Below are 14,044 nucleotides of genomic sequence, written 5' to 3'. Positions count from 1 at the left end.
GAGCCTCCCGAAGGACTTCAATCCACGCCTGGGACCGGAGCCCCGGCGCGCTGGTGGGACCAGAAGGATAGCACGCCGGGAGGCGCCATGGACGCTCGTGCCATGCGATCGCGACCGCCCGCCGCGCGCACGAACAGGCCGGCGCCGAGGTCCTCGTAGATCGGCTCGGGGCGCAGGAGGCCGCCCGTCTCCTCGAGCAGCCGGTCGTACATGCGGCGGGGCACCAGGACATAGACGCCGGGGGCAGGCGCCTCGAGCAGGCGCCGCATCTGCCCGCTCGAGATGATCGGAAAATTCGGATCGCGCCCCATCTCGTCGAGGTGCGCCTTGATGTACCAGGACGAGAACGGCGTGCCGGTGGTCACGAGATGGATCGGCCGGCGCAGATAGAAGTTCAGGCCGGGGCGGAACTGTTCGTAGCAGATCACCATGTCGCCCGGGTTCAGGTGCGCGGCGAGGAAGCGGCTGACGGGGCGGGAGGAGCGCGCCTCGTCGAGGTAGCCGCTCGTGGCGTGCGCCAGCGGCACGATCACGGCTATCGGCAGGACCGCGGCGGCGAAGGCCGCGGCCGGCCGCTCGAGCCGCCGCGTCGCGAACAGCAGGGCCGCCGCGGCCACAAGCCCCGCGCCGGTCCCGCCGAACAGGAGGTGATTCGACAGGAGCGCGTCATACTTCCCCTGCGAGAATCCCGTCGCCAGTCCCGCGGGACCGGCGAGAATCGCGACGAATCCGGCCGCGGCACACAGGATCGCGATCCCGGTCAGCCCGATGGTCAGGGCGGCGCGGGTCGCGTCCGCCTCTTCGCGACGTCTCTCGAAGGCGCTGCCCCACAGGTGACCGCAGAGGATGGCGACGGGGATCGAGCACGGCACCATGTACGACGGCCGCTTCGAGGCGATGAGCGAGAAGAACAGAAGCACGACGGAGAGCCAGGTCGAGGCGAACGCCACCAGCAGCCGCCGCGCGTCCGATTCGCCCGCCAGCCGTGCGCGGGCGGCGCGCCAGGCTTCCTTGAACGGGCGGCCGGAGAACGACGCGCGCGCGCGGCGCCAGCCGGCGACGGCGCAGAGCAGGATGAACGGGAACAGACCCGGCACGATGACCTTCGCATAAAAGAAGAAGGGGCGCGCCGTCTCGAACCGGTTCGAGGTCATGCGCTCCAGGTTCTCGCCGATGATCGCGTAGCGCAGGTAGCCGGGATTGCGCGCCTCGACCAGGACGAGCCAGGGGACGATGATTGCGAAGTACACGACCGCTCCCGTCCCGAAGCGCAGCCGACCGAGGGCCCGCGGCCGGCCCCGCACGAGGGCCCAGGCCACGGCGACCAGGAGCGGCACGATCAGGGCGACCGGCCCCTTGCAGATCGTGCCGAGCCCCGCGGCGGCGAAGAACAGGGTGGCCGGCAGGACCCGGCGCGACTCCGACTCCAGCGCTTCGAACGCCGCGAGGACCGCGACCGTCATGCAGAAGGTCAGCATCATGTCGAAGATGACGATCCGCCCGAACACGATGAACAGCGGCGACAGCGCCAGCGTCAGTCCCGCGAGCCACGCCCCCGTCTCCCCCAGCCGGGAACGCGCGAACGTGAAGACGAGGACGATCGTCGCCAGGGCGAACAGGGCCGACGGGGCACGCGCCGACAGCTCGCCGACGCCGAAGAGCGAGTACGAAAGCGCCACGGCCCAGAAGAAGGCGGGCGGCTTGTCGAGATACACGACGCCGTCCATGTGCGGCGTCACCCAGTCGCCGCTCTCGAGCATCTCCCGGGCGGCCTCGGCGTTGCGCCCCTCGTCCGGGTCGCCGAGCCCCGGCCGGCCCAGCCTGAAGAAGAAGATCGGCGCGCACACGACGAGAAGCAGGACGATCGGAAAGATGACGCGGGCTCGGGCGTCTCGAGGCGCCGGCGGTCGCGCGGCTGCTGCAGGAACGCTCATGGGCCGCCGCAGAATAGGCGCTCCGGGCAGTCACGTCAACGGTCACCGCGGGCGCGGGAGTGCAGCGGCCAAATCATTTGCTACCTACACTGCAATCCTGGATTTGTTGCCTTGGGCGCGGTTTTGTCGTATATAGCGGATCGCACCATCCCTGGACATGAGAGGAGATCGACATGCCGCGTGTATGTCTTCTTTGGACGACCGTAGTCGTGACCGCCCTCCTGCTCGCCGTTTCACCCGCTCCCGGTACGTCCGGAACGGCCTCCGTCGCGTCCTCCGACTGGCTGGGCCAGGCCCGCGACCAGGTCGCGCGTGCCGAGTACCACTTCAGCCCGCTGCCGGACGGCGCCTTCTCGGCCCCCAACCGGGCCCAGGGGTTGCGCCTGCGCGCCGACGCGAACGGCGTGCAACTGTCGCCGCGCAAGAAAGATAAGGCCTCCTGGAATTTCGGGCTGGCGCTCCGCGGCTTCGGCCGGGCCGGGGGGATGGTGACCGCCGGCCAGGCAGAGGTGCGCGCCGCGGGGGAGAGGGTCGAGCAGAGGCGACGGGCTCTCGGGATGACCGAGTGGTACGTCAACGGGACGAGGGGCATCGAGCAGGGATACACGATCGACGCCCGTCCCGCGGGCGGCGAGGACGGTTCCCCCCTGCTCCTCGAAATCGCCTTCTCCGGCCCTTTGGAAGCCCGCCAGGAGGAGAACGGCGCCGCGGTGAGGTTCGCCACGCGAGATGGCGAAACGGCGCTCCTCTACGAAGGGCTCATGGCGGTCGATGCATCAGGCGACCCGGTGGAATCTACCCTGGCGATTATTCCCGGCGCCCTGCGAATCAGCCTGCGCGACCAGGGACACCCCTACCCGATCGTCGTCGACCCCACGCTCGTCGTCCCGTCCTGGACGGTGTATGGAGATCAGTTCGACGAGCGCTTCGGTGCGTCGGTGGCGGGCGCGGGGGACGTGAACGGCGACGGCTTCGCGGACGTCCTCGTGGGGGCCTACCAGTACGACAACGGGGAGTTCGACGAGGGGGCGGCGTTCCTGTATTACGGCTCGACGACCGGCCCGTCGCCGCTGCCGGCCTGGACGTTCGAGCCGAACCAGACGGGGGCGTGGTTCGGCTACTCGGTCGCCTCCGCCGGAGACGTGAACGGCGACGGCTACGCGGACATCATCGTGGGCGCGCCGCTGTACGACGATCTCGTGGTCGACAACGGGCGTGCCTACGTGTTCCTGGGATCGTCCACGGGCCTCGGATTGCAGCCGGCGTGGACGGCCGGGATCAACCAGGCCAACGCCCGCTTCGGGACCGCGGTCGCGTCGGCGGGGGACGTGAACGGCGACGGAATCAAAGACGTCATCGTCGGCGCCCCGCTGTACGACAACGGGCAGAACGCCGACGAGGGGAGGGCCTTCGTCTACTTCGGATCGTTCGCCGGCCTGTCGAGCACGCCGAACTGGAGCGCCGGAAGCGGTCTGTTCTCCTCGGGGTTCGGTACGTCGGTCGCCGCGGCGGGGGATGTGAACGGCGACGGGTTCGGCGACATCATCGTCGGCGCGCCGCTGTACGATTTCGGGGGCTTCTTCGACGAGGGACGCGTCTTCGTCTACTTCGGATCGGCCTCGGGACCTTCGCTCAACCCGTCCTGGACAGCCGACGGGAACAAAGGCGTGGCCCATTTCGGCCAGTCGGTCGCGGGCGCCGGCGACGTGAACGCCGACGGCTTCGCGGACATCGTCATCGGCGCCCCTACGTACGACACAGGGCGCGTCTTCGTGTTTCACGGGTCGGTTGCGGGTCCGAGCCTGTCGCCGGATTTCATGGCCAAGAATGGCAGGACCCAGGCGGACCTCGGCGCGTCCGTGGCGGGCGTGGGCGACGTGAACGGCGATGGTTTCTCCGACATCGCGGTGGGCGCGCCGCGCACCGGGACCAGCACGAACCCCGCCGAGGGTAGCGTGCTCGTCTACTACGGTGGAAGTCACGGCCTGGGAAGCCAGCCCGGCTTCACCGTGACCGAGACGCACGCGAACGACCTGTTCGGCGGCTCGGTGGCGGGAGCGGGAGATGTCAACGGTGACGGAGTCACCGACATCATCGCCGGCGGCATTGGCCTGGACAATGCCGCGCAGTTTGTGGAGAACTCCGGGGGGGCGGAACTCATCCTTGGGTTTCGAACCCGCCAGAACCCATCACCGAAAAGCAGCCTCCACGGAGTGAGGTTCACGAACTAGGAGTCTCCGCCGCGTGCGCCCGCTTCGCGGCGCGCCGTCGCAGGATGGCGCGGTACAGAAGCACGAGCGCCGCGCACCCGAGCAGCGCGCCGAGCAGCCACACGCGCACGCGCCTGACCCGGCCCACGAGCAGGACGGCGCTGCCGCTGAGGGTGAACCCGAGACCGCCGAGCGCGGCCGCCCACAGCGCGCAGCCGAGGGCGTCGATCAGGGCGAAGCGCCACAGCGGCAGGCGCTGGACCCCCCAGAACACCATCGAGGCGACGCGCGTGCCGTAGATGAATCGCGCCACGATGATCTCGAGAGGGCCGAACCGGGCGGTGAACCGCCCGATCACCGGCTCCGCCCGGCGGTAGAGCTCTGTGCTCCTGATGGTGGACGAGTGCCACCGCCCGAGCCCGTAGTAGAAGACGTCCCCCGCGAAGCCGCCCAGGGCCCCGACCGCCACCGCCTCGGCCAGACGGAACATACCGAGGTGCGCCGTCACCCCGGCCAGCATCATGGTCACGTCCCCCTCGACGGCGGTGCCGAGGAAGACCATGATCAGGCCGAAACGGAGAAGGAGCGCCTCCATGGAACCCATTCTAATGAATCCCCGTTGAACAGGGCGCCCGCGGTCGCACCCCCGTGCTAGAATCCGCGGCTTCAACCCCCTGCCAAGGGACTGAACGCAACCTCTTCATGAGGCGTCAGACGATGCACCGCCTGCGGCGCAAGAGTCTCCGGCTGGTCCTGTTCCTCGCTCTCATGGTTGTTCTTCCCGCGTCCCGCCCGGGTCCGTTCGCCCTGGACGCGAAGACCGACGACAAGAAGCAGGCGAAGCTCGACATCAACGCGACTCCGGAAAACGCCCGCCGGATCGAATTCTCGACCGACGAGGGAACCTGGATGAGCCTGGACGTCTCGCCTGACGGCCGGACCATCCTGTTCGACCTCCTGGGCGACATCTACCGCGTCGGCATCGCCGGCGGGAAGGCGGAACGCGTCACGTCGGGACCGGCGTTCGACTACGCGCCGCGCTATTCGCCTGACGGCCGGACCATCGTGTTCTGCAGCGACCGCGGCGGCGACATGAACCTGTGGCTCATGAACGCCGACGGCACGGGGCCGCGCGCCCTGACCGAGGAGAAGGACGCCGTCTTCTCGTCCCCCTCCTGGACGCCGGACGGGCTGTACGTCCTGGCTCGCAAGGAGGACACGTCGAAGGCCGGCATCCCGCCGGTCGAGATCTTCATGTTCCACCGCGACGGCGGCTCGGGCATCAAGATCATCCCGAAGGACAAGATCGACACGTCCGCCGGACCGATCGCCAGTCCCGACGGCCGCTACATCTACCTGACCGGCAGGAAGGCCGATTTCTCCTACACGCCGAACATGTCGAACGGCCTGTGGCACGTCTATCGCTTCGATCGGAAGACCGGGGAGCTCGTGCAGCTCACGACCGCCCCGGACGGGGGCCTCAGGCCGACGCTCTCGCCCGACGGCAAGACGCTGATCTACGCCCGTCGCTCGGACGCGCGCACCTGGCTCTACCTGCGCGATCTCCGGTCCGGCGCCGAGCGGGTGCTGAGCCGGGAGCTGTCACGCGACGACCAGGAGGACTTCGCGCAGATGGACGTCCTGCCCGCCGCCGCTTTCACGCCGGACGGCCGGGCGTTCGTCTACTGGAGCGGCGGCAAGATCCACCGGCTCGACCTCGCGACCGGCGGCGACGCGACGATCCCCTTCGTCGCGGACGTGTCGCTCGATCTGCGACCGCTCCTGCGCGTCGAGACACCGGTGGGAGAGCCGGAGATGAAGGCGAAGGTCCTGCGCTGGCCGACGTTGTCGCCCGACGGCAAGCTGCTGGCGTTCGACGCCCTCGGCAAGGTCTGGATCTGCGACATCGCGTCCGGGAAGGCCGGAAAGCCCCGCCGTCTGACGAAGGACACCGTGCGCGAGTACGCGCCGGAGTTCTCCCCGGACGGCAGATCGATCGCCTACGTGACCTGGTCGGACGCCGACATGGGGCACGTCTGGAAGATTCGCTCCACGGGGGGAACGCCGGTCCGCCTGACGCGCACAGCCGGCCACTACACGAACCCCGCCTGGTCGCCCAAGGGGGACCGGATCGCCGTCGTCGCCGGCAGCGGCGCCGAGCTGCGCGGCCAGCAGCCGGAGTTCGACCCCTACTTCGAGATCCGCTGGCTTCCGGCCGAGCCGCCTCCCGGCGGGGCCGAGGCGGTCCCGGTGACGGCCGTCACGCCCTACGACACGGTGCGCTTCCATCCGGTGGCGGCCTGGGGCCCGGACGGCGATCGGATCTTCTTCGAGAAGCCGATCCCGCCGGCCGAGCCGGGAGGGGACGGCAAGGTCGATCTCGTCTCGGTCCGCCTCGACGGCACGGACGAGCAGCACCACCTGCGCTTCGTGCACGCCGAGGACGCCGTTCCCTCGCCCGACGGGGCGTGGGTCGCCTTCGTCACGCAGGACGACGTGTTCGTCACCGCCATGCCCCGTTCCGGAAAGGACCCGGTGGAGGTCTCGGCCGACAAGGGGGCCGTGCCGGTCTATCGGCTCAGCACCGAGGGGGGCGGCTACGTCGGCTGGAGCGACGGCGGCAGGCAGGTCGTCTGGGGGATGGCGAACACGATCTACCGGCAGGGACTCGATCGAGTGCGTGAAGCGATCCTGAAGAAGACACTCGCCGAGAAAGAGAAGGTGAAAGCGGGGGGCGAGGCGAAGGACGGCGGGCCGCAGGGCGACAAGGGGGGTGCCGAGGCGGCGCCCGAGATGCCGAAGCCGGAGGCCATCCCGGTGACGCTCGTCGTGCAGAAGCCGCGCCCGAAGGGCTCGGTCGTCCTGAAGAACGCCCGGGCCATCACCATGAAGGGGGACGAGATCCTGGAGCGCGCCGACATCGTCGTCACCGGCGACCGGATCGCGGCGATCGGCCGGTCCGGATCGGTCGCGGTCCCGGCCGGCGCCGGTGTTGTCGACCTCGCCGGCAAGACCGTCATCCCCGGTCTCGTGGACGTGCACGCTCACCTGCACTACTCGTCGATGGAGCTCTTCCCGGACAAGAAGTGGGAGTACGTGACCAACCTGGCGTACGGCGTGACCACCACGCACGACCCCTCGGCGCACAGTCAGGACGTGTTCGCGGAAGGGGAGATGGTCGAGGCGGGCGAGATGATCGGTCCGCGCATCTACTCCAGCGGCGACGTCCTGTACGGCGGTCAGACCGCCTCGATCTACACCAAGGTGGACAGTTTCGAGGACGCGCTGCACGCCGTGCGCCGCATGAAGGCATACGGCAGCCACTGGCTCAAGGTGTACCAGCAGCCGCGCCGCGAGCAGCGCATCTGGTTCGTGGAGGCGGGGCGCCAGGAAGGGGTCGGCGCGACGATGGAGGGGGCCGGCGAGCTGCACACCGACCTGACGAACCTCATGGACGGCTTCACCGGTCTGGAGCACTCGCTGCCGGTGCATATCTACAAGGACGTCGTCACGCTGGCGGCGCGCTCGGGCACGAACTATACGCCGACGCTCATCGTGTCGTACGGCGGGCCGACGGCGGAGTACTACTGGTACCAGCACGCCAATCCGCACGACGACGCCCGCCTGCGCAAGTTCACGCCGCACGAGATGCTCGATCCGCTCGGCCGCCGGAGGATCTGGTACCCGGAAGAGGAGTTCCACTTCCCGACGGTGGCGAACGGCGCGGCCCGCGTCGAGCGCGCCGGCGGCCGCGTCGCCCTGGGGGCGCACGGCCAGCTGCAGGGGCTCGGGGCGCACTGGGAGATGTGGGCCTTCACGATCGGCAACGGGATGACCCCGATGGAGGCGCTGCGGACCGCGACCTGGAACGGCGCCGAGGCGCTCGGCTTCGGCAAGGATCTCGGATCGCTCGAGAGCGGCAAGCTGGCCGACCTCGTCGTCATCGACGGGGATCCCCTGGCCGACATCCGCCAGTCGCAGAAGGTCGCCTTCACCATGAAGGACGGCGTGCTGTACGACGCCTCGAGCATGGACGAGGTCTGGCCGGAGAAGAAGCCGCTCGGCCCCTTCTTCTGGCAGCACTAGGACTCTCCGGCAAATTTCTTCTCCGGAACGCCCTGCCTCCGTTAGGATCGCGCCATGAGCGACAAGGGGACGGCTCCCCGATCGAAGAAGGAGGCCGCCCGGCAGAAGAAGCGGCTGCGCAGGGAGCGCAAGGCGAAGGGGAATGGCCGCGACGGTGGCATCCGCACGCCGGGGTTCAGGGATCTCCTGTTCAAGGACCTGCGACCGTCGGAGCTGCCGGCGAACTTCCGCCAGGACCTGAGACAGCTCTACCGCTTCTACCTCGACGAGGAGCGGCGCGCCCAGCTCGAGGCGATGGGCCGGGTTCGCCGTACCATCAAGCTGGTCGGCTGGACTCTGAAGAGCCTCCTCGCCAAGCTGACGCCCGGCCGGAGGCTGGCTCTGTTCGCGTCGATCATCATGTGCATCCTCGGACGGGTGCGCGTCCCGCTGGGCGACGCCACCCTTTCGACCAATCTCAGAGTCTGGGCCTACCTGTTCGTCTTCCTCGTGCTGATGCTCGAGATGAAGGACAAGCTCCTGGCCCGCGACGAGATCGAGATCGCGCGCCAGGTGCAGCTCGCGCTCCTGCCCGCCCGGCACCCGCAGCCCGAGGGCTGGTCGCTCTGGTCGTTCATGCAGCCGGCCAACGACGTCGGGGCCGACCTGGTCGACTACATCGTTCTGCCGGACGAGCGTCTCGGCGTCGTCCTGGGGGACGTCGCGGGAAAGGGGCTGGGGGCCGCGCTCCTGACGGCGAAGCTGCAGGCGACGCTGCGGGCGCTCGTCCCCGGCTGTCCTTCGCTCAGCGAGCTGGGCGGGCAGATGAACGAGGTCGTGCACAAGGACGGCATCGACAACCGTTTCGTGACCCTGTTCTACCTCGAGCTGCGGGCGGCGAGCGGGCGGCTGCGCTACCTCAACGCGGGGCATAATCCGCCGTTCGTCCTGCGGGAGAAGACGACGCAGAGCCTGCCGGCGTCCGCCATACCTCTCGGAATGATGGCCGGGACCGCCTACACGGAAGGGGAGCTGACGCTCGAGCCCGGGGATCTGCTGGTCATCTACTCCGACGGCCTGACCGAGGCGCGCAACTCGCAGGACGAGGAGTTCGGGGCCGATCGCCTGCAGGCGATGCTGCCGCGTCTGCGCGGGCTGACGGCCGAGGAGTGCGTGCGCCTCATCATCGGCGAGGTGAACGTCTTCCTCGGCCGGGAGCGCCCGCACGACGACCTGTCGCTCGTCGTCCTGACCCGGGCGGGCGGGTCGCGGGGAATCGTCCCGCCGCCGCGCGTGACGCCGCCGCCCTTGCCGATCTAGACACGGTGGGCGGCGCGCCCCATCGAGCGCTCGTGGATCGAAGACAGCGAGAGGATGGCGACGGTCGAACCGATGAGCGCCATCAGCATGTCTTCCTGCGCGTCCCAGGGGTCCCCCTGCATGCCGAGCCACTCGGGGCCCTTCGTCGGGTAGAACCCGACGACCATCCACCACTCCAGGATCTAGGCGACGCCGACGAGACCGAGCGACAGCTCGAAGATCCAGACCCCGTAATCAACCGGCCGGATCGCCGACCAGACGAGCGCGGCGCCTGTGACGGAAAGGAAGAGCGAGTACGGGCTGGGTCGTCGCATCGCGCGCTGGAGGGCGCGCAAGCGCGCCTCTATTCAGTGAGTCTCGCCTCCGGGGGTCCAGCGCATGCTCGCGAAGATGCTGCGCGCGGGGAGGAGGTAGTACTGCGCGTCTCCCAGCTCGCTCTCGGAGACGGGGGGACGCTGGTTGTTGATGTTGACGCCGTCGAGGCGGATCTCCATGTTCTGCAGCGCGTAGCCGATCCCCGCGGACCAGGTGATGTAGTCCGGGGCCACGGCGGTGTTGCGCTTGTTGAGGAAGCGGCTGCCGACCCAGTTGGCCCGCGCGCTGCCGCGCCAGCCGGTGCTCTTGCCGACGATGAACTCGGTCGAGGCCATGTTGCGGGCCGACATCTCCAGGCGATTCCCGCGGAGCTGCGTGGGCACGCCGCCGAACTCGGTGACGAAATCCCGGAAACGCGCGTCGTGCAGGCTGTAGACCACGCGCCACTCGAGCATCGGTTTCGGCTTCATCGCGGTCATCATCTCGATCCCGCGGAACCGCTGCGAGCCGCCGTTCACCAGGGCGGGAAGGCCGCCGACGACCTGCGACAGCACCAGGTTCGTGAAGTCCATCTGGAAGGCGCTCAGCTCGATGGCCATCCGGCCGCCCAGGAGGCCGCTCTTCACGCCCCCCTCGAACGTCTCGGCGGTCTCCGGTGCCAGGATCTCGGGATCGGCGTCGAGTCCGAAATCGATGGCCGCCGGCTTGAAGGTATTGCGGTAGTTGGCGAACAGGTCCAGATCGCTGCTGCCGCTCTTCCAGGTCGTCCAGGTCAGCCCCACGAAGCCGCTGCCGCGGATGATGTTCCGGCGATCCTCGGAAACCACTTCGGTCGAGCCGAACTCGAGACTGTCGGTGTTGCGCGACTCGGCGGCACGGTTGATCCTCCCCCCCGCCTCGACATGGATGCGATCGACCGGCCTCCAGACGATCTGGCTGTACAGACCGGAGAAATCCCGGCGGTCACGGATCTTCACGAGCGCCTGGTTCGGCAGGTCGCTGCCCGAGGGGGGGAAGCTGCCGTCGAGGTTGACCGAGTAGTCGAAGTCGCCGCCCCGGGCGTGCCCCTGGCCGTGCAAGTGGTCGAACCCCGCGATGACCTCCACCTTGCCGGCCGGATGGAGCACGAAATGACTGTCGAAGTAGGCGTCGAGGACCGGGATCGCCTGGCGGAATCCATGGGCATTGTCGGGGGGCGGTACGGCATCGACGAGAAAGCCGCGGAAGATACGCTGCCGCGAGTGGCTGAACGAGAGGGTGTTCGACCAGGTCGCGGAGCCGGCCGGGCGCTCGTAGGTGCCGTCCATCGTGTACTTCTCCTCGTCCAGGTAGGAGCCGATCGGATTCTGGTTCGAGTCGAACGGAACGAGCGGGGTGAGCTCGGCGCCGACGCGGGGGGTCGGGCTGCCGGGGTCCTGTCTCTGCGAGAAACCGTCCAGGTTGAAACGCAGGACACCCGGTCCGGCATGCAGGCTGTTCTGCCAGCGCACGTGCGCCCGCGCGAAGTCCATCCGGTCGTCCCTGAACCCCTGGTGCCCGCCGTCCACGCTGAGGGACGAGCTCACACCGCCCCATGGGGGGAGGGGAGTCGAGTAGGCGACCGAGCCGCTGTCATAGCTGCCGCCCGAGACGCGCAGGCTTGGCCCTCCTTCGCCCGGTGCTGTGTGCACGACGTTGATCACTCCCACGAACGACGTCGCTCCATACGTCACCGGCGCCGCCCCGCGCAGGACCTCGATCCGGTCCACGTTGGTGAGGTCGAGCGTCTCGAGAGAGGGATTGAAGGCCCCCCCCCAGGGGACCCCGTCCACCGTCACGAGAAAGGCGTCGAACTCCCGGAGGCCCCAGAACTCGGGGACCGACGAGGCCGGTCCTCCGTCCCCGCCCGGGGAGATGTCGACGCCGGCCAGGACCAGAAGCGCGCTCCTCAGATCGTAGGCCCCCCGGCGGATCAGCTCGTCGCGGGTGAGGACGGTGACCGAGGCGGGCGTGGTCCCGGTCTTCTCGGGAACGCGCGTGGTGATGACCTGCACATGCTCGACCAGGCCGGGCGGAGGCGCAGAGGGCGCATCCTCGGCCAGGATCAGCAGGCCGGAGGAGGCGAAGTGGATCGCGCACAGGACGGGAATGACTCGCAGGAGCCTCTTCGGTCGATCACGCATGAGATCCCCCCCTCACATGGGTTCGTCTGCGCTCAGCGCGCGCCGGTCGGCCATTTGGACTGTCACTGCCGGATCGTGGCCGATTGTACCATCACCCGCCCTGTGCAAGATGCGACCTGCGATGCGATCCGCTATGATAGGTTCTTTTCGCCATACGAAACGCCTCAGGAGGTCACACATGGCCACGTTCGAGAGAAGCGCCCACGTCGACTGGGAAGGGACCGTCAAGGAAGGGAAGGGGGAGGTGAAGGGAGCTACCGGCGCGTTCAGCCTGCCGGTCACCTTCCTCGCGCGCGTCGAGAAGCCCGGCGGGAAGACGAGCCCCGAGGAGCTGATCGCCGCGGCCCACGCCGCCTGCTACGCCATGGCGCTGTCGGGAACGATCGGGCGCAAGAACGCCAAGGCGCGACGCCTGCACGTCACCGCCACCGTCGGGGCCGATTTCGGCGAGGCCGGCCTGAAGATCCAGTCCTCCCGGCTTCACGTCGTCGCGGAAGGTCTCGAGGGCCTCACCGCCGCCCAGTTCACCGACGTCGCGAAGGAGGCGGAAGGTCGCTGTCCCGTCTCGAACGCCCTGCGCGCCAGCCTGAAGATCGACGTCGAAGCGCAGGTCAAGTAACCGCCTACCGTCAAACCTCCGCGAACGAGCCGGTGCCGGCGGCCCGGCGAATCGGCTAGACTGCCCGGCGCGTTCGATCAACGGCAGAAAATTTTTCGGGAGGTGAGAACATGCATCCTCGTGGACCCTCACGCCGCGGCCTCCTCGCCACCGCGGCGACTGCGCTCCTCGCGGCCGGGCTCAACGCCGCGACTCCGGACACTCCGAAGCCGGCCGCCCCCCCGGATGGAGCCGCGATACAGGAGGCGCCGCAGACGCCCGGAATCCCGAAGCCGACCACCGAGCACGGCCGGATGGCGCGCGCGGAAGGGGTCTGGGACGCCAGCGTCGAGGTCTCGATCGGCCCGCCGGGGACGCCGCCACAGCTCTCGAAGGCGGTGGAGACGAACCGGCTGTGTTGCGGCGGACTGTGGCTCGTGAGCGAGTTCAAGAGCAACCCCGGCTCGGCCCCCTTCGAGGGGCACGGCATCACCGGCTACGAGTCTGAGAAGAAGAAGTACGTCTCGACCTGGATCGACTCCGACCTGACAAGCCCGATGGTTTCGGAGGGGGCGTACGACGCCGCCGGGATGACGCTGACACTGCGCGGTTCGATGACCTCGAAGGGGAAAACGCTGCAGTGGCGCAGCGTCGAGGCCTGGAAGAGCGACGACACCCGGCAGTTCACGATGTTCATGCGCGGGCCGAATGGCAAGGAGACGCCCAGCCTGAACGTCACCTACACGCGGCGCAAGTAAGGAACTCCGGACAGGCTGGACCGCATGTCACAGATCTTCCACCGCAGCACCAACACCCTCTCCAGGGTGTCGATCTACGCCGCGGTGTTCGTCCTGGCGGGACTGACCTGGGTGCTCATGGCGCTCGACCGCTCGCCGTACACCACCAAGCAGGGGATCGTGCTGCGACAGCCGGTGCCGTTCAGCCACGAGCACCACGTGGCCGGCCTGGGGCTGGACTGCCGTTATTGCCACACGTCGGTCGAGACGTCCAGCTTCGCTGGAATGCCGCCCACCGCGACCTGCATGAACTGCCACAAGCTGATCTGGGCCGACAGCGACATGCTGGAGCCGGTGCGCGCGAGCCTCAGGGACGATCGCCCGATCGTATGGACCCGCGTCCACGATCTGCCCGATTTCGCCTACTTCGATCACAGCATCCACGTGGCCAAGGGGATCGGGTGCGTGTCGTGCCACGGCCGCGTGGACCAGATGCCGCTCATGCGCCAGGCGGCGCCGCTGCAGATGGAATGGTGCCTGGAGTGCCACCGCCACCCCGAGGCGCACGTGCGGCCGCGCTCCGAGGTCTTCAACCTGAATTGGGCGGCGGCGGACCAGGCGTCGCTCGGTCCCCGTCTGGTCAAGGAGTACGGCATCAGGAGCGTGCGGGACCTGACGAGCTGCTCCACCTGCCACAGGTGAC

Annotated in this window: 11 protein-coding genes; 6 read left to right on the top strand and 5 right to left on the bottom strand. The window is 68.7% G+C overall.

The window, feature by feature from the left end:
- Positions 1–17 precede the first annotated feature (17 nt).
- Entirely contained in the window at positions 18–1,934 is a 1,917-nt protein-coding gene (locus VEW47_09940) for a glycosyltransferase family 39 protein (GenBank protein HYS05500.1), read from the bottom strand.
- Between the two features lie 173 nt (positions 1,935–2,107).
- Here VEW47_09940 and VEW47_09935 point away from each other — a divergent pair, with 173 nt between their 5' ends.
- On the top strand, positions 2,108–4,165 hold the full coding sequence (locus VEW47_09935; protein ID HYS05499.1) for an integrin alpha: 2,058 nt from the start codon (positions 2,108–2,110) through the stop codon (positions 4,163–4,165).
- Here VEW47_09935 and VEW47_09930 read toward each other — a convergent pair.
- Entirely contained in the window at positions 4,155–4,739 is a 585-nt protein-coding gene (locus VEW47_09930) for a DedA family protein (protein HYS05498.1), read from the bottom strand. The genes VEW47_09935 and VEW47_09930 overlap by 11 nt on opposite strands.
- Positions 4,740–4,861: 122 nt before the next feature.
- Between VEW47_09930 and VEW47_09925 the strand changes: the two genes are divergently transcribed.
- Together VEW47_09925 and VEW47_09920 are read left to right on the top strand one after the other, a co-directional pair.
- On the top strand, positions 4,862–8,230 hold the full coding sequence (locus VEW47_09925; GenBank protein HYS05497.1) for an amidohydrolase family protein: 3,369 nt from the start codon (positions 4,862–4,864) through the stop codon (positions 8,228–8,230).
- A gap of 54 nt (positions 8,231–8,284) precedes the next feature.
- On the top strand, positions 8,285–9,529 hold the full coding sequence (locus VEW47_09920) for a PP2C family protein-serine/threonine phosphatase (GenBank protein HYS05496.1): 1,245 nt from the start codon (positions 8,285–8,287) through the stop codon (positions 9,527–9,529).
- Here the strand turns inward: VEW47_09920 and VEW47_09915 are convergent.
- From VEW47_09915 to VEW47_09905, 3 genes are read right to left on the bottom strand one after another with little or no spacing between them, the layout of a single operon-like run.
- A complete protein-coding gene (locus VEW47_09915) occupies positions 9,526–9,708 on the bottom strand; it encodes a DUF2238 domain-containing protein (GenBank protein HYS05495.1) in 183 nt (60 codons plus the stop codon). The two genes, VEW47_09920 and VEW47_09915, sit on opposite strands and share 4 nt — an antisense overlap.
- Positions 9,709–9,711: 3 nt before the next feature.
- The gene (locus tag VEW47_09910; GenBank protein ID HYS05494.1) at positions 9,712–9,843 is read right to left on the bottom strand and encodes a hypothetical protein; all 132 of its coding nucleotides are present in this window, start codon (positions 9,841–9,843) and stop codon (positions 9,712–9,714) included.
- 33 nt (positions 9,844–9,876) lie between these two features.
- Complete coding sequence (locus VEW47_09905) at positions 9,877–12,006, bottom strand: TonB-dependent receptor (GenBank protein HYS05493.1); 2,130 nt, start codon at positions 12,004–12,006, stop codon at positions 9,877–9,879.
- Between the two features lie 178 nt (positions 12,007–12,184).
- On the opposite strand from VEW47_09905, the gene VEW47_09900 reads away from it, so the two are divergent.
- From VEW47_09900 to VEW47_09890, 3 genes are all read left to right on the top strand, one after another.
- Complete coding sequence (locus tag VEW47_09900; protein HYS05492.1) at positions 12,185–12,625, top strand: OsmC family peroxiredoxin; 441 nt, start codon at positions 12,185–12,187, stop codon at positions 12,623–12,625.
- 110 nt (positions 12,626–12,735) lie between these two features.
- Positions 12,736–13,362 carry a DUF1579 domain-containing protein gene (locus VEW47_09895; protein HYS05491.1) on the top strand — a complete coding sequence of 209 codons (627 nt, stop codon included), beginning with the start codon at positions 12,736–12,738 and terminating at the stop codon, positions 13,360–13,362.
- Positions 13,363–13,386: 24 nt separating this feature from the next.
- Positions 13,387–14,043, top strand: coding sequence for a cytochrome c3 family protein (locus VEW47_09890; GenBank protein ID HYS05490.1), 657 nt, complete (start codon positions 13,387–13,389; stop codon positions 14,041–14,043).
- Position 14,044: the final 1 nt, after the last annotated feature.

The organism is Candidatus Dormiibacterota bacterium (assembly GCA_035635555.1).
Lineage (GTDB): Bacteria > Acidobacteriota > Polarisedimenticolia > Gp22-AA2 > Gp22-AA2 > Gp22-AA3.
Note: the sequence above shows the minus strand (reverse complement) of the source record. Positions and strands in the feature narration are given on the sequence as shown.

What these genes read in the sequence shown, in the direction of transcription:
- VEW47_09940 (HYS05500.1), bottom strand. Translation starts at nt 1,934, where the DNA reads ATGAGCGTTCCTGCAGCAGCCGCGCGACCGCCGGCGCCTCGAGACGCC.
- VEW47_09935 (HYS05499.1), top strand. Translation starts at nt 2,108, where the DNA reads ATGCCGCGTGTATGTCTTCTTTGGACGACCGTAGTCGTGACCGCCCTC.
- VEW47_09930 (HYS05498.1), bottom strand. Translation starts at nt 4,739, where the DNA reads ATGGAGGCGCTCCTTCTCCGTTTCGGCCTGATCATGGTCTTCCTCGGC.
- VEW47_09925 (HYS05497.1), top strand. Translation starts at nt 4,862, where the DNA reads ATGCACCGCCTGCGGCGCAAGAGTCTCCGGCTGGTCCTGTTCCTCGCT.
- VEW47_09920 (HYS05496.1), top strand. Translation starts at nt 8,285, where the DNA reads ATGAGCGACAAGGGGACGGCTCCCCGATCGAAGAAGGAGGCCGCCCGG.
- VEW47_09910 (HYS05494.1), bottom strand. Translation starts at nt 9,843, where the DNA reads ATGCGACGACCCAGCCCGTACTCGCTCTTCCTTTCCGTCACAGGCGCC.
- VEW47_09905 (HYS05493.1), bottom strand. Translation starts at nt 12,006, where the DNA reads ATGCGTGATCGACCGAAGAGGCTCCTGCGAGTCATTCCCGTCCTGTGC.
- VEW47_09900 (HYS05492.1), top strand. Translation starts at nt 12,185, where the DNA reads ATGGCCACGTTCGAGAGAAGCGCCCACGTCGACTGGGAAGGGACCGTC.
- VEW47_09895 (HYS05491.1), top strand. Translation starts at nt 12,736, where the DNA reads ATGCATCCTCGTGGACCCTCACGCCGCGGCCTCCTCGCCACCGCGGCG.
- VEW47_09890 (HYS05490.1), top strand. Translation starts at nt 13,387, where the DNA reads ATGTCACAGATCTTCCACCGCAGCACCAACACCCTCTCCAGGGTGTCG.